The organism is Arenimonas fontis (genome assembly GCF_008386465.1).
Lineage (GTDB): Bacteria > Pseudomonadota > Gammaproteobacteria > Xanthomonadales > Xanthomonadaceae > Arenimonas > Arenimonas fontis.
Genome location: NZ_VUOD01000016.1, coordinates 1 through 20,751 on the forward strand (window position 1 = coordinate 1; position 20,751 = coordinate 20,751).

Annotated in this window: 20 protein-coding genes; 9 read left to right on the forward strand and 11 right to left on the reverse strand. The window is 63.0% G+C overall.

Annotated features, from left to right (window positions below; translation table 11 throughout):
* The 5 genes from F0415_RS12175 to F0415_RS12195 form a co-directional block, all read right to left on the reverse strand.
* Positions 1–316: DUF2793 domain-containing protein (locus F0415_RS12175; protein WP_149861498.1), on the reverse strand; the 316-nt coding region annotated here is incomplete at its 3' end.
* 12 nt (positions 317–328) lie between these two features.
* Entirely contained in the window at positions 329–745 is a 417-nt protein-coding gene (locus F0415_RS12180) for a glycosyltransferase family protein (RefSeq protein ID WP_210244192.1), read from the reverse strand.
* A gap of 285 nt (positions 746–1,030) precedes the next feature.
* Positions 1,031–1,867, reverse strand: a complete 837-nt coding sequence (locus F0415_RS12185; RefSeq protein WP_149861499.1) for a hypothetical protein — start codon at positions 1,865–1,867, stop codon at positions 1,031–1,033.
* Between the two features lie 18 nt (positions 1,868–1,885).
* Positions 1,886–2,530: a helix-turn-helix domain-containing protein gene (locus F0415_RS12190; protein WP_149861500.1), complete on the reverse strand. Its 645-nt coding sequence runs from the start codon at positions 2,528–2,530 to the stop codon at positions 1,886–1,888.
* 19 nt (positions 2,531–2,549) lie between these two features.
* Positions 2,550–3,350 (reverse strand): TIGR04255 family protein, encoded by an 801-nt coding sequence (locus F0415_RS12195; protein WP_210244193.1) that lies wholly within the window; start codon positions 3,348–3,350, stop codon positions 2,550–2,552.
* A 234-nt stretch (positions 3,351–3,584) separates the two neighbouring features.
* Between F0415_RS12195 and F0415_RS12200 the strand changes: the two genes are divergently transcribed.
* From F0415_RS12200 to F0415_RS12245, 9 genes are all read left to right on the forward strand, one after another.
* Positions 3,585–4,475: a BrxR family transcriptional regulator gene (locus tag F0415_RS12200; protein WP_026330261.1), complete on the forward strand. Its 891-nt coding sequence runs from the start codon at positions 3,585–3,587 to the stop codon at positions 4,473–4,475.
* A 65-nt stretch (positions 4,476–4,540) separates the two neighbouring features.
* Positions 4,541–4,747, forward strand: coding sequence for a hypothetical protein (locus F0415_RS12205; protein ID WP_019561370.1), 207 nt, complete (start codon positions 4,541–4,543; stop codon positions 4,745–4,747).
* 34 nt (positions 4,748–4,781) lie between these two features.
* Positions 4,782–8,312, forward strand: coding sequence for a helicase-related protein (locus tag F0415_RS12210; RefSeq protein ID WP_149861502.1), 3,531 nt, complete (start codon positions 4,782–4,784; stop codon positions 8,310–8,312).
* Between the two features lie 202 nt (positions 8,313–8,514).
* Complete coding sequence (locus F0415_RS12215) at positions 8,515–9,132, forward strand: NYN domain-containing protein (protein ID WP_149861503.1); 618 nt, start codon at positions 8,515–8,517, stop codon at positions 9,130–9,132.
* A 12-nt stretch (positions 9,133–9,144) separates the two neighbouring features.
* Positions 9,145–12,027: a DUF1156 domain-containing protein gene (locus F0415_RS12220; RefSeq protein WP_149861504.1), complete on the forward strand. Its 2,883-nt coding sequence runs from the start codon at positions 9,145–9,147 to the stop codon at positions 12,025–12,027.
* Positions 12,028–14,907 carry an ATP-binding protein gene (locus tag F0415_RS12225; RefSeq protein WP_246149960.1) on the forward strand — a complete coding sequence of 960 codons (2,880 nt, stop codon included), beginning with the start codon at positions 12,028–12,030 and terminating at the stop codon, positions 14,905–14,907. It abuts the gene before it with no gap.
* Between the two features lie 4 nt (positions 14,908–14,911).
* Positions 14,912–16,354 carry an SIR2 family protein gene (locus tag F0415_RS12230; RefSeq protein WP_149861505.1) on the forward strand — a complete coding sequence of 481 codons (1,443 nt, stop codon included), beginning with the start codon at positions 14,912–14,914 and terminating at the stop codon, positions 16,352–16,354.
* Between the two features lie 2 nt (positions 16,355–16,356).
* On the forward strand, positions 16,357–16,848 hold the full coding sequence (locus F0415_RS12235; protein WP_149861506.1) for a TIR domain-containing protein: 492 nt from the start codon (positions 16,357–16,359) through the stop codon (positions 16,846–16,848).
* Between the two features lie 283 nt (positions 16,849–17,131).
* A complete protein-coding gene (locus F0415_RS12245) occupies positions 17,132–17,959 on the forward strand; it encodes a three-Cys-motif partner protein TcmP (RefSeq protein WP_149861507.1) in 828 nt (275 codons plus the stop codon).
* On the opposite strand, the gene F0415_RS12250 is transcribed toward F0415_RS12245, so the two are convergent.
* The 6 genes from F0415_RS12250 to F0415_RS12275 all read right to left on the reverse strand — a co-directional run.
* Positions 17,956–18,732: a DUF5131 family protein gene (locus F0415_RS12250; RefSeq protein WP_210244194.1), complete on the reverse strand. Its 777-nt coding sequence runs from the start codon at positions 18,730–18,732 to the stop codon at positions 17,956–17,958. The two genes, F0415_RS12245 and F0415_RS12250, sit on opposite strands and share 4 nt — an antisense overlap.
* Positions 18,704–19,051: a helix-turn-helix domain-containing protein gene (locus F0415_RS12255; protein WP_149861508.1), complete on the reverse strand. Its 348-nt coding sequence runs from the start codon at positions 19,049–19,051 to the stop codon at positions 18,704–18,706. The genes F0415_RS12250 and F0415_RS12255 overlap by 29 nt, the downstream gene beginning before the upstream one ends.
* 81 nt (positions 19,052–19,132) lie before the next feature.
* Positions 19,133–19,606, reverse strand: coding sequence for a lysozyme (locus tag F0415_RS12260; protein ID WP_149861509.1), 474 nt, complete (start codon positions 19,604–19,606; stop codon positions 19,133–19,135).
* Positions 19,591–20,085 carry an HNH endonuclease signature motif containing protein gene (locus F0415_RS12265; protein WP_149861510.1) on the reverse strand — a complete coding sequence of 165 codons (495 nt, stop codon included), beginning with the start codon at positions 20,083–20,085 and terminating at the stop codon, positions 19,591–19,593. Before F0415_RS12265 ends, F0415_RS12260 begins: the two co-directional genes overlap by 16 nt.
* Positions 20,085–20,561 (reverse strand): hypothetical protein, encoded by a 477-nt coding sequence (locus tag F0415_RS12270; protein WP_149861511.1) that lies wholly within the window; start codon positions 20,559–20,561, stop codon positions 20,085–20,087. The genes F0415_RS12265 and F0415_RS12270 overlap by 1 nt, the downstream gene beginning before the upstream one ends.
* Positions 20,558–20,751: DUF6127 family protein (locus tag F0415_RS12275; RefSeq protein WP_246149961.1), on the reverse strand; the 194-nt coding region annotated here is incomplete at its 5' end. The genes F0415_RS12275 and F0415_RS12270, both read right to left, overlap by 4 nt.

The window sequence follows — 20,751 nt, forward strand, 5'->3', positions numbered from 1 at the left end:
TGTAGACGGCGAGCCTGTCCTCGGCGGCAATAAAGGCCAGCCAGCCGACCTTCGGGGCGTGGTACTCCCAGGCACCATTGACCCACACTGCAATCTGGTCGGTCCTGCCGGCCCAGGCGCCGGTGGCGCCAGCCGGCACGATGTAGCGATCCCCTTCGGCGGGGCTGGCAGGCGGCGTGGTCGTGCTGCGGCTCGTCACCGACAGGCCCACGACGGCGCCCAGGCGCTTCAGGTTCGCGTCCATGCCGGTGTGCCAGCCGGACTCGCCCAGCGTCCAGCCGTAGGCGAGGCCCAGGTTCGGATCGGTCAATGGCATCGGTTCATCTCCTCAAGGTGTCGCAAGACTCGGCAGTGGCCCCGAAGCCGTGCTGCGCGTGCGGCGGTGGTGCTGGTTCGGGTGCTGCCGCCAGTGGCGTCCGACGAGGGGCAGGTGCAGCACGCTGCCCTGCCTGGCCACGAGGCGGGTGAGGAGCCAGTCGGCGCCGGCGTCGAGATCGGTGATGCGAGGAAGCACCGGCTCGACGGCGCTTCGGCGCATCACGATCAGCCCATGCACATGGCTGGCCGAATGGGCGTGTTGGAAGGCGCTGTAGGCCAGTCGCCGCACGCTGGTGTCGCGGCCTTGCTCGTCCATCAGCGCTTCGTCGGTGTAAGCGAGCACCGCGGAGGGACAGGCATCGAGCGCATCGGCCAGGTGCGCGAAGGCGTCGGCCTCGTAGCGGTCGTCCGGGTCGACGAAGGACACGAGCGGCAAGGTCCCGCGCGCGAAGCCCGCCGCGCGAACCTGCCCGAGCCGCCCAGGGAGGCCTGGCAGCCGGTGCAGGCGGATCGGCGCGCCGGCGAGGCTCGTGAGGCGATCTGCCTGAACCCCGCACTACGGCGAGTCGCGGATTCCACAAACGAAAACGCCCAACCGATAGAGGTTGGGCGTTGAAAGGTGGTGGAGGACTTCACTCGAAAAGACAACCCAACTTCTCCAGCAGGGCGCATGTGGGCGGAAAACCGCGGGCTGGCGCGGAGCCCTCTCCGATTACGCCGGAATCTCGCCAACTGGAAGGAAGTCACCCTGATCGTCGTCTCGTAGGCTGACGTACTCCAGGCGCCACTGATCCATCCGGCGCAGATCAGCGAGCGTCAGGTACGTGTCTGCCACGGCTTCGCAAGCGTCGAGTGCGATTTCCGTGGCAACGTCGGGCTTGCCATAGATATTCTCGAACAACTCGCGCAGCTGCGTGGCGACACGCTCGGCCGCCCTTCTTGCGTCGGCGCCCCCCTCGTTGGCGTCGTAGACAACGGACACCGACAAGGCATAGGGCTCCCCTTCGACCGCTTCTGTGCCTCGCTGCTCACCCAGATCGAAGAACAGCCCAACCAGGTACTTGGCATCGGGCTCCAGAATCTTTGCAATCTTCCGCTCGACCTTGCCCTTACGCAGTCGCTCCTCGAACTCGTTGGGAAAGGCAGGTCGGCCGTATCGTGCAGCAAGCCATTGCTTCAGAACCCGCTTGGCGTCAACCGGCAGCGCGAGGCTGTGATCTTTGACTGCGCGCTCGGCGAAGTCGGCTTTCGGTACGCTGTGGCGGTCACCGTGCCGAAGCTCAAGAATCAAGGGCGCAGTGTTGATGCCCTCGTAGGCGAGGTGGAGTCGTCGCGGATTCTTGGCGTAGGAGAGTTGCGAATCCTCCTTGACGACCACTTCGGCGACGATGACCTCGACGCACAGTTCGCTTTCATGCGGCAGGTCGCAGTCGTGAGCGATAACGATAACGCGGTGCCTCTCATCAGCAGCCGCGACCAGCCCGAGAGCAGCAGCGGCCTCGCGAGTGAGAAGATCGCCCTGTCGCCAGTCCGTATCACGCCCCAGCATCCGTTGGCCCCCGACCTGTCACTCGGGGGCCCCGGGAATGGACACCTCTGCTCGCCAGTCGGTCGAGGGCTTCGCTTTCGACTTCGCCAAACCGGATCGGTCGTATGCTGCATCCATCGCTTGGGCTTCGGCAATCAGCATTTGAATATGTGAGGGCAAAAGCTGCCCGGTAGCAGCGAGGTCCAGCAAGGACCGACCTTCAAACGCCTTCATCTTCAGCATGGCAGACGCCCGCGTAATTCCAGCGTCTCGGAAAGCGTCAGCAGCATGACTAAGGGCGATGATCCGCTCAAACTTCTCAGGCTCAGGCGTGGCTTCGCCGCCGATCCACTTGTAGATCGCCTGCCGGGAGACGCCGAACACAGCGGCCAGATCCGCGATGGCCGGATTCAACACTTGGCGGATGTTGGCAAGGTGGTCAGATGCAGATCGCAGATCCGGGCGCTGTTCTTGGCTCTCGTCAGCCGCCCCCACGTCGACGTGGAATGGAACTCGCGCCTCCAACATCCTGCGCCAGTCTCCGGCGCGGGAAATGTCGAAAACGCTGCCGGTGCCACCGACCGCAAGGGCCGAGCCAAGCAGCGCAAAGGCTGCGGTGGCGGCAGCTCCAATCGGCGCGGCGAACGGCATCGATCGATAAGTAGGTAGGGTCGCGGTGTACATGGCGTCTGGTTTTTCCGGTTCAGGCCCACGCGTCGCGCGCATGATCCGTCGTCGTTGCTCCGAAGACAGACTTAATGGTCGCATGCAGCGAGAGCACCTGCTCACCCAGCTTGTCCATGTCGATCGGCATGCGACCTTCGACAAAGTGGTCCGTATCGATGACCGCATGCGCCCGTGGCTCCCTCACCTCGAATTTCGGATTGATCATCAAGCCGTTGGGCTGCATATCTGGCGGAAACCCCAGCGGCGCGGTCATCCTATGCACCCGGGTCACGAGCGTCCCCGTCGGCACCAGTGGGCCGGTGTCCGTCCCAAAGACCGATTCCGTCAGCCTGTACCGCGGCGTGGCATTGAACTCAATGCCGTGCAGTCCGCCGACGAGGTACTGCTCCACGCTCTCACCGGCGCGAGGCAACACGGCATCCAGGTAGCGAAGACCCAACCGACTGACGTGGTCGAGGGTTGCCACCTCGTGCACGGCCGCCAAACCGCGCAGCAGCTCCGGGATGAACTCGTTGTGCGTGTCGTAGTGGGTCGTGTGGTACGTGATGGCCGACGGCGCCAGGATGAACCCAGCCGTACGGTCGCTGCGCGTGATGAGCCAAGAGACCGTATGCGTAATCTGCGGCTCTGCTTGCTGCGCCTGGCCTGGAGCCGGCACAACCAGGTGCGTGACCTGTTGCGGCTCGAACAATGGATATCCCTCGCGCCGCAGACGATCCTGGATCTGATCCACGTACTTGGACATCGCGGCGACAGGATTGAAGTGCGCCTGCGCGAGCGCGTAATACACCGGCGCGTTCGACATCCTCTCGCTCACTGGTAGGCTCCGATCTTCTCTTGGTTGACAGTCCAGTTGTCAGTTTACACCTTGGTTGACGCTGTGGCCAGAGAAATCCGCAGCCTCTCCCGCGCGCAACTGGCCCGCAAGACCTCCCGCTCGACGACAGTAGTAATCATTTTGCGATTCATATAGTAGCTTTTTCAATCTAATTGACGTTCTGTTTGGATGAGTGTATGATGCACGAAACAATACTGAAGCCAACGCGCAAACATGTCCAGCGACCGACTCCCGGAGATGACCCAGGCGCAACGCGACCGGCTCGCGTTCGTCGAGTTGCGCCTGCGGTTTGTTGGCGAGATCCGCCGCCAGGACTTGGTGACGCGCTTCGGCATCCAGGCTGCGGCGGCCACGCGGGACATCGCCCAGTACAAGGAGCTGGCCCCAGGCAATATGGAGTACGACACCAAGGGCAAGGTCTACGTCCGTGCCGCTTGGTTCCGCCCCCTGTTTGACTTCCCCGCCGAGCGGATCCTCACTTGGTTGTCCCAGGGCTACGGTGACGGCGAGCCCATCCGCTGGAAGGGTGTCGTGGCACAGGAGGGCACCAGCCTGCCGGGCAAGATTGATCTGGATCTGCTGTCCGTCCTGACCCGCGCCATTCACCAAGGCGCCGCTGTTGAGGTCGCCTATCGCGCACTGTCGAGCGGGCTGACGACCCGGGAGATCGTCCCGTTCGCACTGGCCGACAGCGGCCTTCGTTGGCACGTCCGCGCCTTCGACCGGCGCAGCGGTGAGTTCCGCGACTTCGTGTTGGGACGCCTCGACGCCGCCCGCATCCTGCCCGGCCCTGTGGCCGACCACGAGAAGCCCGATCAGGACATCCAGTGGAACCGGATCACCGAGCTCGAGCTCGTGCCGCATCCGGCCAACGTGCAGCACCCCGACACCATCGAGGCCGAGTACGGCATGGACGGCGGCGTGCTCAAGGTGCGGACCCGTGCGGCGATGGCCGGCTACCTGTTGCGCCGCTGGAACGTGGACTGCACCGAAGATCACAGCCTCAAGGGTGGCGAGCACCACCTGTGGCTGCGCAATCGCCAGGCCCTCTACGGAGTTACCAACTTGGTGCTCGCGCCGGGCTATAGCGAGTCCAGCAAGTAGGGGTGACCATGCGATCACCCACGCTTGCAATCCCATCGACTGTCACCGCCGAAAGGAGCTCCATCATGGCTAAGCCCCCCGCCAACCACGGCAAGCAATGGACACCTGCCGAGGTCAAGCAGCTCAAGCAGCTCGCCCAAGAGAACACGCCCACCCGGGTTATCGGCCTGAAGCTGGGCCGCACGGAGGACGCGGTGCGTGCAAAGGCGGGCGAGAACAACATCTCCCTCAAGCCCACCAACCAGTCGCCCTACAACCGGCGTAAGCCCTGAGGGCGGGCCACCAAAAAGAACAAGGGGCGGCACCGTGCTGAAGCTTGAACAGATCCAGAAGAACGCGGCCATCTCGGGCTTGGAGCCCGGGCAGGTCGTGCGCATCGTCACGACAGAGCCGGTCGGTGACAACGCCCTCACCGTTTACTACAAGACCGCCGACGGCTCGCTGCGCGAGCGGATGCTGTTCCGCACTGACGAGGCCAACCTATCGTTGGCCGAGGCCGGCCGCCCCTGGGCCTTCGACGCCCCGGGCGAGGAGTTCAAGCTCGCCACCGAGGCCTACCGGATCAACCTGGCCCACCTGTTCGATCCGATGATGGCGGTGCACACGTCGAATGTGGAGCCGCTGCCGCACCAGATCACGGCGGTCTACGAGTCGATGCTGCCGCGCCAGCCGCTGCGCTACGTGCTGGCCGACGACCCCGGCGCTGGCAAGACCATCATGGCTGGCCTCTTCATCCGCGAGCTGCTGATGCGCGCGGATGCCAAGCGCGTGCTGATCGTCGCCCCCGGCAGCCTGGTCGAGCAGTGGCAGGACGAAATGTTCGAGAAGTTCGGCCTGTCGTTCACGCTGTTCTCGCGGGAGCAAGTCGAACAGTCGCGCAGCGGCAACCCCTTCGACGACCACGACTTGCTGGTCGCCCGCGTCGATCAACTGGCCCGCGCGGACGACCTGCAGGAGAAGTTACGCCTGTCGCGCTGGGACCTGGTGGTGGTCGATGAAGCCCACAAGCTCTCGGCCAACTACTTCGGCAACAAGATCAACAAGACCAAGCGCTTTCAGCTGGGCGAGCTCCTCGGCTCGATCACCCGCCACTTCCTGCTCATGACGGCCACGCCGCACAACGGCAAGGAAGAGGACTTCCAGCTGTTCATGTCGCTGCTGGACGCCGACCGCTTCTACGGAAAGTTCCGCGACGGCGCGCACAAGGTGGACGTGTCCGACCTCATGCGCCGCATGGTCAAGGAGGAACTGCTCAAGTTCGACGGTACCCCGCTGTTCCCCGAGCGCCGGGCCTACACCGTCAACTACAAGCTCTCCGACCTCGAAGCCGCCCTGTACGCGGCCGTCACCGACTACGTCAAGGAGCAGTTCAACAAGGCCGACCAGTTGGCCGACAGCGGACGCAAGGGCACGGTGGGCTTCGCCTTGACGGCGCTGCAGCGCCGCCTGGCCTCCAGCCCCGAGGCCATCTACCAGTCGCTCAAGCGGCGTCGCCACAAGCTCAAGCGCCGCGTCGAGGAAGAAAAACTCCGTCAGCGCGGCCAATCACTGGCCGAGACACTGGGCAGCAACAACAGCCTGCCCGACGACGTGTGGGAAGCCGCCGACGCTCTGTCGCCCGAAGACTATGAGAACTTCGAGGAGGCCGTGGTCGACCAGGCCACGGCGGCCCAGACTATCCAGGAACTGGAGGCCGAGATCATCATCCTCGAAGGCTTGGAGGAGCAGGCCCGCCAGGTGGTGCATTCCGGTCAGGATCGCAAGTGGGACGAGCTCTCCCGCCTGCTGCAAGACACGCCGGAGATGCACGACGCCGAGGGGCGGCAGCGCAAACTTATCATCTTCACCGAGCATCGAGACACTCTGAACTACCTGGCGGTGAAGATCCGCGGCCTCATCGGCAGCGAAGAAGCCGTGGTGATGATCCACGGTGGGGTCAAGCGCGAAGAGCGCCGCAAGGTGCAGGAGCTGTTCCGCAACGACCCCACGGTGCGCGTGCTGCTGGCCACGGACGCGGCGGGCGAAGGCGTGAACCTGCAAAACGCCAACCTGATGGTCAACTACGACCTGCCCTGGAACCCCAACCGCATCGAGCAGCGCTTTGGCCGCATCCACCGCATCGGCCAGACTGAGGTCTGCCACCTGTGGAACATGGTGGCCGCCGAGACCCGCGAGGGCGACGTCTTCCAGCGCTTGTTCGAGAAGCTGGAGGTGGAGCGCCAGGCCCTGGGCGGCCGCGTGTTCGACATCCTGGGCGAGGTCTTCGAGGACAAGCCCCTCAAGGACCTGCTGATCGAGGCCATCCGCTACGGCTCGGATCCCGAAGTCCGTGCCCGCCTGCTCAAGAAGGTGGAAGGCGCGCTGGACACCCAGCACCTTGAAAACATCATCAAACGCAATGCGCTGTGCGAAGAGGTGATGGACGAGAAGCGCCTGTTCGCGGTGAAGGAGGAAATGGAAAAGGCCGAGGCCCGCAAGCTGCAGCCCTTCTTCATCCGCGCCTTCTTCAACCAGGCCTTCCAGCAATTGGGCGGCGAGCTGCGCCCGCGTGAGCCTGGGCGCTACGAAATCACCAACGTCCCGGCCATCATCCGCGAGCGCGACCGGCAAATCACCGGCCGCGACCGCCGCAATGCCGACCCGGTGCTGCGCCGTTACGAGCGCGTCTGCTTCGAGAAGCAGTACGTGCGGCTGACCGACCGTGTCGGCGCCCCGATGGCCAGCCTCCTCCATCCCGGCCACCCCTTGATGCAGGCGGTCACCGACCTGGTGCTGGAAGCCCACCGCAACAAGCTCAAGCAAGGGGCGGTATTGGTGGACCCGAGTGATATGGGCATCACCCCGAAGGTGATGTTCATTGTCGATCACGCCGTCAAGGAAGGGGCAGACCCCGCGCGCATCGTCTCGCGCCGCATGCAGTTCGTCGAGATCGACCCGCGCGGACACGCCATCAACGCCGGTTGGGCGCCTCACCTGGACCTGGAGCCCATTGCGCCTGCCGACCTCAAGTTGATCGAAGACGTGCTGGCCGCCCCGTGGATCGCCAAAGACCTGGAGCAACAGGCTTTGGCCCATGCCGGAAGCTTCCTGGTGCCCGAACACTTCGATGAAGTTCGCACCCGCCGCGAGCAGGCGGTGGACAAAACCCTGGCCGCCGTGCATGAGCGTCTGGTCAAGGAAATCAACTTTTGGTCCGACCGTTACATCAAGCTGCAAGACGACCTGGCTGCCGGCAAGGATGTGCGCCTGACGCTGGAGAACGTGCGCCGCACCATCGACGACCTGACCGCCCGCCGCGAATCGCGCGAGAAGGAGCTGCTGGCCATGCGTCATGTGGTCTCCGCCACACCAGTCGTACTGGGCGGTGCGCTGGTGATCCCGGCGGGCCTCTTGATGCAACGCAAGGGTCAGCCCGGCTGGTCGGCGGATGCCGACGCGCGCAGCCGCATCGAGCACATCGCCATGCAGGCGGTGATGAACGCCGAGCGTGCGCTGGGCCATGAGGTTTTTGACGTCTCGGCGCAGAAGTGCGGCTGGGACGTCACCAGCATCCCCAAGGCCCTCGACGGCCGTCTGCCCACCTCGCGTCACATCGAGGTCAAAGGCCGCGCCAAGGGCCAGACCACGATCACGGTCACCCGCAACGAGATCCTCTATGGCCTCAACCAAGCGGACAAGTTCATCCTGGCCATCGTGCTCGTGGACGGCGACGGCTACGCCGGGCCGTTCTACATCCGCAAGCCCTTCACCCAGGAGCCCGACTGGGCGGTGACCAGCATCAACCTGGATCTGGACGCGCTGCTCGCGCGCGCCACGGCGGCGGAGGGCTCGCTGTGAGCCTGGGCTGCGCCCAGAAACAGAGACGCCCTCACGGGGAGGGCGTCGGGCCAGGGCTGCTCACCTTGGCGGGGCTGCAAGAAGAGACGCCTCCCGAGGGAGGCGTCGGGCCGGAGATGCTATCTCCGGCGGGGTTAATGCGCCATATTGTCGTCAGACCAGGCTCTGCTGTCAAGCCGAGCAGCGTTTCCGGGGGCCAGCCATGCAGCGCGTGACGGCCTACGTGGACGGCTTCAATCTCTACTTCGGGTTGAAGGATTCCAGCTTCAAGCGCTACTACTGGCTCGACGTCTCAGCGCTTGCACAGAGCCTCCTCAAGCCTGGGCAGCAACTGCTGGCCACGCACTACTTCACGGCCCGCATCCGCGCCAATGGCCGCAACTCGGCTGACCAGAAGCGGCAGAACGACTACCTCGAAGCCCTGGCCCTGCGCGGCGTGCGCTGCCAGTTCGGCCACTACCTGCAGAAGACACGCCAGTGCCGGCAGTGCGGCTCGAGCTGGCCCGACTACGAAGAGAAGATGACGGACGTGAACATCGCCATTCAGTTGCTCGGCGATGCCTTTGACAACGCCTTCGACACAGCGCTCGTCATATCTGGTGACAGCGATCTGACGACACCCATCCGCAGGGTGCGCGAGCGCTTTGCCCAAAAGCGCATCGTCGTCGCCTTTCCGCCCAGTCGTTATTCGAACGAACTCAAGCGCTGCGCCAACGGCTACCTCACCATTGGTGAAGACAAGCTGCGGGCCAGCCAGCTGCCCGAACAACTCGTCAAGCCCGATGGCTACGTGCTCGCACGCCCTGCCACCTGGCGCTGAAGGACTTCAAGAATGACCAGCATCAAAACCCCCAAAAAACTCATCGAAGTTGCCCTGCCGCTCGATGCCATCAACAAGGCCGCGGCGCGCGAAAAATCCATCCGCCACGGTCACCCCAGCACGCTGCACCTGTGGTGGGCGCGCCGGCCGCTGGCGGCGGCGCGGGCCGTGATCTTCGCGCAGATGGTCAATGACCCCGGCTACGAACGCCACCTGGGCCGCGGGGTGAACAAGCAGAAGGCCGCCGCCGAGCGCGAGAGGCTGTTCAAGATCATCGAAGACCTGGTGCAGTGGGAGAACACCAACAACGAGGAAGTCCTCGAACGCGCCCGCGAAGAGATCCGCAAAAGCTGGCGCGAGACCTGCGAACTCAACAAACACCACCCGCAGGCCGCCGAACTGTTCAACCCCGAACGCCTGCCCGCCTTCCACGACCCCTTCGCCGGCGGCGGCGCCATCCCGCTGGAGGCGCAGCGCCTGGGGCTGGAGAGCTACGCGTCGGACTTGAACCCGGTTGCGGTGACGATCAACAAGGCGATGATCGAGATCCCGCCGCGCTTTGCCGGCCGCCCGCCGGTTGGGCCGATCCCCGCAGGCGAGAAGCAGGCCAAGCTGCACGAAGACTGGCGCGGCGCGCGCGGCCTGGCCGAAGACGTGCGCCGTTACGGCGCCTGGATGCGGGCGGAGGCGGAAAAGCGCATCGGCCACCTGTACCCGCGGATCGAAATCACCGCAGACATGGCCCAAGAGCGACCGGACTTGAAGCCGCTCGTCGGCCAGAAGCTCACCGTCATCGCCTGGCTGTGGGCGCGGACCGTGAAAAGCCCCAACCCCGCCTTCGGTCATGTGGAGGTGCCACTGGCCTCGACCTTCGTGCTCTCCAGCAAGGCGGGCAAAGAGGCGTATGTGGAGCCCGTGATCGAAGGTGACAGCTACCGCTTCACGGTGAAGGTGGGCAAGCCGCCTGCGGAGGCCAAAGACGGAACCAAGGCCGCGGGCCGAGGCGCGAACTTCCGGTGCGTGCTCTCGGACACTCCGATTGGCGGCGACTACATCAAGGCCGAAGGACAGGCTGGGCGCATGGGGGCGAGACTGATGGCCATCGTGGCCGAAGGTGTGCGGGGCCGCGTCTATCTCGCACCCACGGCTGAGCATGAAGCGATTGCGCAGCAAGCCACGCCGACATGGAAGCCCGCTGGTGAGGTCCCTGCGCGTTTGACCGGCGGAACCTGCGTGCCCTACGGCATGAAGGAATGGGGCGACCTCTTCACCCCACGCCAACTGGTGGCGCTGACCACCTTCTCCGATCTGGTAGGCGAGGCCATCGCCAAGGTCAAGGCCGATGCCCTGGCCGCCGGCATGGCCGATGACGGCATCGGGCTGGACGCCGGCGGCAGCGGCGCAACGGCGTATGCGCAGGCGGTGGGGGTGTATTTGGCCTTTGCCATCAGTAAGGTGGCAAACATTGGTTCGTCAATCGCCTCATGGATGAATGACCGTGGCGCGTTTCGAGAGACTTTCGCTCGCCAAGCTATTCCTATGGTTTGGGACTTTGCCGAATCCAACCCATTTGCGGACGCAGGCGGAAGCCTGGACGCCGCAATTGACAAAGGGGCAATGGCAGTACGAGACCTGCCAAAGACAGGGGTAGGCCGCGCTGAACAAGCTGATGCGCAGACCCAAGCCCTCAGTGCAAACAGGCTCGTTTCTACCGACCCGCCTTACTACGACAACATCGGCTACGCGGACCTTTCGGACTTCTTCTATGTCTGGTTGCGCAAGAGTCTGAAGCCGATCTACCCCAGTCTGTACGCGACGCTGGCTGTGCCGAAGGCCGAAGAGCTGGTCGCCACGCCCTACCGGCATGGCAGCAAAGAGAAGGCCGAGTCCTTTTTCCTGGACGGCATGACGCGGGCTATGCATAACCTGGCTGAGCAAGCACACCCGGCCTTCCCGGTCACCATCTACTACGCCTTCAAGCAAAGCGAAACCAAGAGCGAGGCCGGCACCTCCAGCACTGGCTGGGAGACATTTCTGCAGGCCGTTTTGGACGCCGGCTTTGCCATTACTGGCACGTGGCCTGTACGCACGGAGGGAGCCGGACGAATGGTTGCCAGCGGAACGAATGCGCTCGCCTCCAGCATTGTCCTCGTCTGCCGAAAAAAAGCCAAGGATGCCGCCACCATTAGCCGCCGCGAGTTCATTCGCGAACTCAATGCCACGCTGCCCGAGGCACTGGACGAGATGACGCGCGGCGGCGTCAATTCGCCGGTGGCGCCGGTGGATTTGTCGCAGGCCATCATTGGCCCGGGCATGGCGATTTTTTCCCAATACGCCGCGGTGCTCGAAGCCGACGGCACGCCGATGAGCGTGCGTACCGCGCTGCAGCTGATCAACCGCTTCCTGGCGGAAGACGACTTCGACCACGACACCCAGTTCTGCCTGCACTGGTTCGAGCAGCAGGGCTGGGCCACGGGCAAGTTCGGCGAGGCCGACGTGCTGGCCCGCGCCAAGGGCACCAGCGTGGCCGGGCTGCAAGCCAGTGGCGTGGTGGCCTCCAGCAAGGGCGAACTGCGGCTGCTCAAGTGGGCTGAGATGCCGCGCGACTGGTCGCCTGAGTCCGACGCGCGTCTGCCGGTGTGGGAAGCGCTGCACCAACTCATCCGCGCGCTGAACCAGGACGGCGAATCCGCGGCCGGGAAGCTGCTCGCCCGCATGCCTGCAAGGGCCGAGCCGATCCGCGCACTGGCCTACCGCCTTTACACCCTGTGCGAGCGCAAGGGCTGGGCCGAAGATGCCCGCGCCTACAACGAGCTCGTCACCGCTTGGAGCGCCATCGAGCAAGCGGCAAGCGAAGCGGGCGTGGTCGGCTCGCAGGCGCAACTGGATATCTGATTGGGGAAGATCATGACACTCAAGCCATGGCGCGAAATCGCAGAGCCGCATTCCGATGTGCGGGAGGGCAAGTTCCAGCAGGCGGAGTTTGCGGCGGATCTTTCGCGTGTGCATGCGGGCACCGCCACAGGCGAGTACCAGAACCCGGTGCTGTTCTTCCAGCGCACCTTCATTACCGAGGGCATGCGCCTGCTGCTGGACTCAGTGGTCAAGCGCCTGGCCGGCAAAGGTGGCGATCCGGTCATTCAGCTTCAGACCGCATTCGGCGGCGGTAAGACGCACACGATGCTGGCGGTCTACCACCTCGCCAAGGGGGCGGCGCCGGCGAGCGAGCTCCAGGGCGTGCCCCCGATTCTGGATGCAGCCGGCGTGACGGAGTTGCCCAAGGCCCGTATCGCCGTGCTCGATGGCGTGGACCTGCTGAGCCTGGCCAGCAAGCCGCGCGTCCATGACGGCTGCACGGTGCGCACACTCTGGGGTGAGTTGGCCTGGCAGCTGGGCGGCGAGACCAGCTACGAGCACGTGAAAGAAGCCGACCTGACCGGCACCGCACCGGGCAAGAAGGAGCTCGCGGACCTGCTGGCGGCCAGCGCTCCGTGTGTGATCCTGATGGACGAGCTGGTGCGCTATGTGTCGCAGTTCGAGGAAGGCAAGACCCTTTCGGGGGGTACCTACGACACCCAACTTTCCTTCGTGCAGGCACTCACCGAGGCCTTGAAGGCGGTGCCGACAGCGGTGCTGCTCGCCTCGCTGCCGTTCTCGGATCGCGAGGCCGGCAGCCAGCAAGGCGTGAAGGCCCTGCGTGCGCTCGAACACTACTTCGGCCGCGTGCAGGCGTTGTGGAAGCCGGTGGCCACCGAGGAAGCGTTCGAGATCGTGCGCCGGCGCCTCTTTACCAACATCAACGACAAGCTGGCGATGGAGTCGGTCTGCCGCGCGTTCGCGGACTACTACATCGCCAACCGCGAGGACTTTCCCCAGGAGACGCAGGACAGCAAGTACTTCGAGCGCCTGGTCCACGCCTATCCCATCCACCCCGAGGTGTTCGACCGCTTGTACGAGGACTGGTCCACGCTGGACAACTTCCAGCGCACCCGCGGCGTGCTGAAGCTGATGGCCAAGGTTATCCATCGCCTGTGGAAGGACGGCAACAACGACCCGTTGATCATGCCTGGCAGCGTGCCGCTGATGGATGCCGATACGCGCAACGAGGCCATCTACTACCTGCCGCAGGGCTGGGACCCGGTGATCGAGCGCGACGTGGATGGCGAGCGCTCCGAGACCTGGGAGATCGAGAACAAGGACACCCGTTTCGGCAGCGTGCAGGCCTGCCGCCGTACTGCCCGCGCGATCTTCCTGGGCAGCGCTCCGCATTCCGTCCAGATCGCGTCCAACCAGCTGGTACGGGGGTTGGAGCTGGAGCGCGTGCTGCTGGGTGTCGCCCAGCCCGGCCAGCAGGTCAACCTTTACAAGGATGCGCTGCGGCGCCTCTCCGACCGGCTGCACTACCTGAACCACGCCAACAACCGCTTCTGGCTGGACACGCGCCCGAACCTGCGGCGCGAGATGGAAGAGCGCAAGCGCCGATTCCAGGACAAGGAGGATGTGTTCCCCACGATCCGAGAGCGCGTGCAGCGCAGCTTTGCCAGCGGCGTCTTCGGCGGCATTCACATCTTCACCGGCAGCGGCGACATTCCGGACGACTGGGCATTGCGGCTGGTGGTGCTGCCGCCAGATGCGGCCTTCAGTAAAAGCGGCCAGAGCCTGGCAGTAGAGCGCGCCACCGAGATCCTGAAGAAGCGCGGCGACCAGCCCCGCTTCAAGCAGAACCGCCTGATCTTCGTGGCCGCGGACTACGACAGCGTGAGCCGCCTGAAGGACCACGTTCGCTCGTACCTTGCATGGCGCAGCATCGTCGGCGACTACAAAGACAACCGCATCGTCCTCGACAACCTGATGGCCAAGCAGGCGCAAGCCAGCCTGGAGCAGGCCGAGGAAACCGTGCGGCGGATGATTCGTGAGACCTATAAGTGGCTGCTGGCCCCGGTGCAAGAGGCGCGGCCGGGCAAAGGGCTGTCTGAGGTGATGTGGGAGCACTTTCCGCTCAACCCGGGCGCGCAGAACTGGTCGCAGGAGATCGAACGCGTCCTCAAGGAGAACGAGCTGCTCATCAGCGAATGGGCTCCGATCCACTTGGCCAAAGTGCTGAAGGACTGGTTCTGGAAGGATGACGTCAAGGACGTTCCGGCGCTTACCGTCTGGCAGCAGAGCTGCCAGCAGCTCTACCTGCCCCGCCTGAAAGACGACACCGTGTTCCAGAACACGATGGCAGCGGGCGCCGAGAGCCGTGAGTTCTTCGGCTTCGCGCAGGGCAAGGAAGATGGTCGCTACATCGGCTTCAGCTACAGCAAGCGCACGTCGCTCATCATGGATTCGTCGCTGCTGCTGATCGAGCCGCTGACGGCCGCCGCGTACATGGAAGCCCTGCGCGCGTCTGAAGAGGCCTCGCGTGCCAAGACCGCTGAAGCCGGAACGGGCGCGAGCACCACAACGGTTCCTGCTGGCGGCGGCGAAACCCCGCGCGTCGAAGACTCGGCCAAAGGGGGCTACCAAGCCGGTGGTGCGACCGCCGGCCAGATCGTCAAGAAGCAGTTCTACGGCAGCATCGACCTCGACCCCATCCTGGCCAAGAAGCAGTTCGCAGACCTGGTGGACGAGGTGGTCCAGCAATTCACCTTGCGCCCCGATGTAAAGGTCAAGATCGCCATCGAGATCCAGGCCGAGTCTCCCTCTGGATTCGATGACGGCCTGCAGCGCGTGGTGAAGGAGAACTGCAACGTGCTCAAGTTCAAGAACGCGGAGTTCGAAATCGGGGAGTGACATGATGAGCCGGGATGTCGACCTCTTCGTCCGAGACTTCGTCAAAGAACTCCGCGAGGACAACGCCGCTGTGTTTGCGGGCGCTGGCTTCTCGGCACCGGCTGGCTTCGTCAACTGGCGTGATCTGCTCCGACCTATCGCAGATGAACTTCAACTCGACATCGAGCGTGAACATGATCTGGTAGCGATTGCTCAGTACCACTCGAATGAAAACGGGGGTAACCGGCAACGGCTCAACCAGCTGCTCATCGATCAGCTCACGGTAGGAGCAGGCCCAACAGAGAACCATCGGATTCTGGCTCGCCTTCCTGTCAGCACCTATTGGACAACGAACTACGACCAGTTAATCGAGCAGGCACTCCGCGAGGCAGGCAAGATTCCTGATGTCAAATACACCAATGAGCACCTTGCAGTAACTAGACCACGACGAGACGCCGTTGTCTACAAGATGCACGGAGACGTCGATCATCCAAACGATGCCGTACTGCTAAAAGACGATTACGAAAACTATCACCTAAGGCGCGGCCCATACCTCAATGCCTTGTCCGGTGACCTGGTCTCGAAAACATTCCTGTTCGTCGGTTTCAGCTTCACCGACCCGAATCTCGACTACGTGCTGAGCCGCATCCGGACCACATTTCGCGAGCACCAACGCAGGCACTTTTGCATCTTCAAGCGCAGGACCAAGCAGCCGAATGAAACCGACGCTGATTTTGAACATGCGCAAATCAAGCAGCGCCTTGCTATATCAGACCTCAAGCGTTTCAACATCAAGACGCTGTTGATTGATGACTTCGCTGAGATCACCGACATTCTTTCCAAAATCGAACGTACCTACCGCACTCGAACGATCCTCGTCTCGGGGAGCGCAGCAGAGTACGGCGAGTGGGAGGCAGCAGCAAGCGAGACGTTCTTGCGTGACCTGAGCGGGGCACTCGTCCAACAGGGCTACCGTCTGGTCACCGGAATGGGCCATGGTGTTGGTGACGCGGTTATCACCGGCGCGATTGGTGAGGTCTACGCCCATCGCAAAGGGCACACCGAAGACTCCTTGGTAATGCGCCCATTTCCACGGGCCAACCCTGACCCAGCGGAGCGGGCGCGTCTGTGGGAAGCTTATCGACAAGAGCTCGCATCTGAGGCAGGGATTTGCCTTGTCCTGTTCGGAAACAAGACAGAAGGCGAGTCAACAGTCTTGGCCGACGGCGTGCGTCGTGAGGTCGAAATAGCTCGCGAGAAAGGCCTTACCGTTGTACCTATCGGCGCGACGGGTTATGTCGCCGGTGAAGTATGGGGAGAGATGAGGCAGTCGCTCGAAAAGTATTTCGCCAACGTGACGCCTGAGCTTGCCGACAAGTTTGAAAAACTCGGGATCAAGGTCATAAATCCGTCTGAGCTGATCTCAAGAACTCTCGATTTCATCAACCTCATCACCAAGGAGAGCTGATCGTGACCAGAAAGGTGTTCTTCAGTTTTCACTACGACAGAGACATTCGCCGAATCGTGCAAGTCAGGAACTCGTGGGTAGTCCGTGCGGAGCGAGAGACCCAGCCATTCGTTGACAAAGCCGAGTGGGAGTCCATTAAAAGATCTGGCAAAGAATCCATCGCGAGGTGGATCGATAAACAACTCGACGGTACCTCGGTCACCGTGGTTTTGATCGGGGCGGAGACGTATGAACGCGAGTGGGTTAGGTACGAGATCAAGCGCAGCTATGAACTTGGCAAAGGTATGCTCGGTGTTTATATCCACAACATCAAGGATCCACAACTAGGCATGGACAAGAAGGGTAAGAACCCATTTGAATATTGGTCTATTAAACAGAACGGTCAAGATATCCCCCTCTCTAGACTCTATAAAACGTACGACTGGGTAAACGACGACGGGTACAGCAATTTCTCGAATTGGATAGAGGCTGCCGCAAAGGCGTCAGGCCGATGAGCAGCTGGTACGATGGCAGCGTTGCTGTACGATTCTGGATACGATCCACAGCGATCAGTGTGCGATCCCTCATTTCGGCCTTAGCACTCTTGGTGAGATCGACGGCAGACACGTTTAGATGAATTCCGCCGCGGGACATGCGCACGAGTAATGAGTCGCGGGCGCTTGGCTACGACGTCAGGATTGGCGTGTGACGCATACGGACGTTGCATAACGTCATCGTTGGTCTCGTCTCGACACGAGTGAATCTTGATTTAATAATCAAAAGACTCGGAGATTATCGATGGGGAGGTTGATCGAAGGAGACGATGGCCTGCCAGCGGAGGAAGTGGGGAGCTGGGCCAAGGAGAAACATGACTACCTCTGCCGGTACATCGATATCTCGCGCGCAACCCGGGCGAAGTACGTCGGCGATAGGAAGGGGGGCGCCACGTTCATCGACCTCTTTTGTGGTCCAGGCCGGTGCCAGGTGAGAGAGACCGGGGAGTGGGTTGACGGGGGCGTGGTCGCAGCGTGGAAGAAGAGCTGGGAAGGTGGATCACCGTTCACGCAGATCTACATTGCCGACCTCGATCTGAAGCGGCGACAGGCAGCCGCCGAGCGACTGCGGCAGTTGAATGCACCGGTCATCGAAATTGAGGGTGCTGCAGCACAGGCCGTGAAAGAGGTCGTCACCCGGGTGAATCCCTACGGCCTGAATTTCGCCTTCCTCGATCCGTTTGACCTGGCCAACCTGAGCTTCGATATCATCGTCGCGTTGGCCAGCCTGAAACGAATCGACATGCTGATTCACGTCAGCCAAATGGACTTGCAGCGGAATGCGGTTTCCTACGCGATTGCCAATGAATCTGCCTTCGATTCCTTCGCGCCGGGATGGCGGGACAAGGTAGCTCGAGGCCAATCGCAGCAAGCATTGCGGCAACAGGTCATCCAGTATTGGCGAGGAAAGGTCGCAGACCTCGGGGTGTGGCCATCTACGGAGATGATGTTGCTCAAGGGCGGAAAGAACCAGCCCCTGTATTGGCTGTTGCTAGCAGCGAAACACGAGCTAGCACATAAGTTCTGGGCAACCGCGTCCAACGTGGAAGGCCAGGGTAAGTTCGACTTCTAAGCGCAAGTTGTCGCTTCCGGATACTCGTCCCACGTGCGGCCCCGGAAGATGCGGCCGTTCGCCTTCTTGTGGCGCTTGACACCGTCGGCACCCCAGCCGCCCCATTGCTTGAAAAAGAATGCCGCACCAGCGGCCTCGGCCTGGACCTGTACGTTCGCCACCCATTCTTCTCGCATCGGCCGGGCTTTGTGCCCGGACTCGCCACCGACGATGACCCAGTGAATGTCGCGCAGGTCGATCCGCCCGAGGTCTTCCAGCAGCGGCTCGACGGACAAGAATCGAATATGCGCATCTACTTTGCGCAGGTGTGCGATGCGAGGAACACCGTACTTCTTGTCTTCGACCGAAACCCCAAGCCAAACATTTCTCGGGCAGGCACGGCGAGCAAAATACTCCGGTAACCGTTCCGCTCGCTTGGTGAGGATCTGGTACGTGTGGTGAGGGGTGCGCTCGATGGTCGAGAACACACGATCCAGGAAGGCGTCCGGAACGGCCTCGTGGAACAGATCGCTCATGCTGTTGACGAAGTACGTCGTCGGCTTCTTGCGCAGCAGTGGCTGTTCGAGCCGGCTCTCATGCAACGTGAGCTTGAACCCGTTCTCGTAGCCGGGCGCGCCCATGGCGTGGAGCCTGCGCGCCATCACTTCCGCGTAGCAGTTCTTGCACCCCGGTGAAACCTTGGTGCAACCGGTGGTCGGGTTCCACGTCTGCTCAGTCCACTCGATGGTCGATTGAGTCGCCACGTCAGCCTCCAGTGATTTGAGGCGCAGCACGCGTAACGCGAGTCTGCGCGTGTTCGGACACAAAGGCATCCACCAACCGAGATAGCGCCAGGCGCGCCTGCCGCAGGTCGGGGTCCGCCAGGGCGGCGCGAATGCGTTCTGCCAGTTGGTCGGCGGTGGGGGCGTCTTCCGCCTTTGCCGCATGCACCAGCTGCATGCACTGCTCGATCACTCGGATCGGCGGGCTTGCCTTCCCGCTCTCGTAGCGGCTCACGGAGGACTGTTTCACGCCCAGGAAGGCAGCGAACTCCTTCTGGCTGCGCCCGTTGCGAGCAGCTTTGACCAGTTCTCCAACGCTGGTGATCGCCATTGCCTTAGCCGTTGATGCGTTAAGAGCATAATCTATCATGCTAATGCACGTAGTGCATACACGGCCATGCTCCCGGATCTGTTACCCGTGCACGAGAAGACGCGCCTCGGCTTCCCGTCGAGCAACAAGTCCTGGCAACACTCTCCCACCGCCGTACACCCACCGGCGAAGTTCAGCGGCGGCGGCTGACCAATCCCGCTGGTTGACCCGACGGCGTAGGGTCGACGTTTGCAGACGGCCCGCTCCCAAGTTGAAGGCGAAGTCGGTTATCGCGATCAGCCTCCCCTCCGGCTCGGCGGCCAGCAGCGGGCAGTAGCGCAGCGTGGCGGCCAGCGCCACCTTCAGATCCTGGGCGAGGTAGGCCTCGGCCTCGCCTTCCGTGATCGGCGGGTGCTTCGGATCGCACAGATGCCCGTAACCGATCGTCGGATAGCCGGCCGGACAGATGTACGGATAGGCGCGGTTGGGATCGTGCTTTGGAACGCGGTGACAGCCTTCGAAGCGTTTCGCAAGCTCGATCGCTTGAGGCGGCACGCGAATCACACGTGCGTCCATGTCGCCCCTGCCTTGATCATGCCGACGGTCGATTTGCCGATACCGTAGTCTTTGGCGATGCGCCGATGACTGCGGACGTCGGCGCGAACCCGCGCTACCAAAGCCTCGTCGAGCCTGGCTTTGGGGTGTCTGCTTCCGCGCGGCGGGTTGTCTCGGCGCTTGTTGCGCATGTCCCGAAGGTTCTCCGCCTGCGTACCGACGAAGAGATGCTGCGGGTTGACGCAACCGGGGTTGTCGCAGCGATGACACACCACCAGCCCGGGAGAAAGGACACCAAAGACCAGGCGATAGGCGATGCGATGCGCCAATTGGATGCGCCCGTCGTCATCGGCGATCTTGCCGTAGCCTCCGTCCTTGGTCGATGCGAGCCATTGCCAGCATTCATGCGGGGCGCGCACCTCGACCTTTTCCCAGAAGCGCTCTGCAAGCGGCCGGTGCTTGCGGCTCCACGACCGCACAGTCTCGTCCGACCGCCCCATCACCGCAGCCCCTTTTCCAGGGTGCGATTCAGGAACCAGTAGTTCAGGATGCCTGCGAGCAAGGCCTGATCTGCCTCCGACCAAGCTGCGAGCAACGCTGGCCCGAACCCCACGCCCGACTGAACCGAGCCGACGAAGGTCGAGAGCTTCACCCCGGCATACATCAGCACGAAGAGGTAGGTGACCACCGGCCTGACCGTGGTGGACAGCGCATCAGCCCACTTCACGCCCGAGGGCCGCCCCTGCGCCGCCACCGCTTCGCGCAAGGTCTCGAGGGCCCCCACATTCCAGGCTGCATCGGCCCCGGCACCGATCTCGGCCATCCGCTGGGCACCGCGCAGCTTCTCGAACTCCAGCGCCTTGTCCTGCATGGCAAGTTCATGGCTGCGCTCGCCCTTGCGGTCCAGCCACTTGAGAACCTCGGGCGCCAAGCGGAAGGCTCCGCCCAGGAGGCCACCGAGCAAGGTCTCGATCATTGGCCACCTCCCACCAGCTTCAGCTTGATGGCGGCCCCGACCAGCAGCGCGGCGAGGATGGCGGTCGTGACCACCTTGATGGTGGTCTGCCACGCGGTACGGCGCGCGTCGCGCCACGCTTCCAGCAGATCGCGCAGCTCGCGGAGGTCGCGTGCGGCGTGGCCGTTCTCCAGCCCGAGATGGGCAAGGC

What these genes read in the sequence shown, in the direction of transcription:
- F0415_RS12185 (WP_149861499.1), bottom strand. Translation starts at nt 1,867, where the DNA reads ATGCTGGGGCGTGATACGGACTGGCGACAGGGCGATCTTCTCACTCGC.
- F0415_RS12190 (WP_149861500.1), bottom strand. Translation starts at nt 2,530, where the DNA reads ATGTACACCGCGACCCTACCTACTTATCGATCGATGCCGTTCGCCGCG.
- F0415_RS12200 (WP_026330261.1), top strand. Translation starts at nt 3,585, where the DNA reads ATGTCCAGCGACCGACTCCCGGAGATGACCCAGGCGCAACGCGACCGG.
- F0415_RS12205 (WP_019561370.1), top strand. Translation starts at nt 4,541, where the DNA reads ATGGCTAAGCCCCCCGCCAACCACGGCAAGCAATGGACACCTGCCGAG.
- F0415_RS12215 (WP_149861503.1), top strand. Translation starts at nt 8,515, where the DNA reads ATGCAGCGCGTGACGGCCTACGTGGACGGCTTCAATCTCTACTTCGGG.
- F0415_RS12220 (WP_149861504.1), top strand. Translation starts at nt 9,145, where the DNA reads ATGACCAGCATCAAAACCCCCAAAAAACTCATCGAAGTTGCCCTGCCG.
- F0415_RS12230 (WP_149861505.1), top strand. Translation starts at nt 14,912, where the DNA reads ATGAGCCGGGATGTCGACCTCTTCGTCCGAGACTTCGTCAAAGAACTC.
- F0415_RS12245 (WP_149861507.1), top strand. Translation starts at nt 17,132, where the DNA reads ATGGGGAGGTTGATCGAAGGAGACGATGGCCTGCCAGCGGAGGAAGTG.
- F0415_RS12255 (WP_149861508.1), bottom strand. Translation starts at nt 19,051, where the DNA reads ATGGCGATCACCAGCGTTGGAGAACTGGTCAAAGCTGCTCGCAACGGG.
- F0415_RS12260 (WP_149861509.1), bottom strand. Translation starts at nt 19,606, where the DNA reads ATGGACGCACGTGTGATTCGCGTGCCGCCTCAAGCGATCGAGCTTGCG.
- F0415_RS12265 (WP_149861510.1), bottom strand. Translation starts at nt 20,085, where the DNA reads ATGGGGCGGTCGGACGAGACTGTGCGGTCGTGGAGCCGCAAGCACCGG.
- F0415_RS12270 (WP_149861511.1), bottom strand. Translation starts at nt 20,561, where the DNA reads ATGATCGAGACCTTGCTCGGTGGCCTCCTGGGCGGAGCCTTCCGCTTG.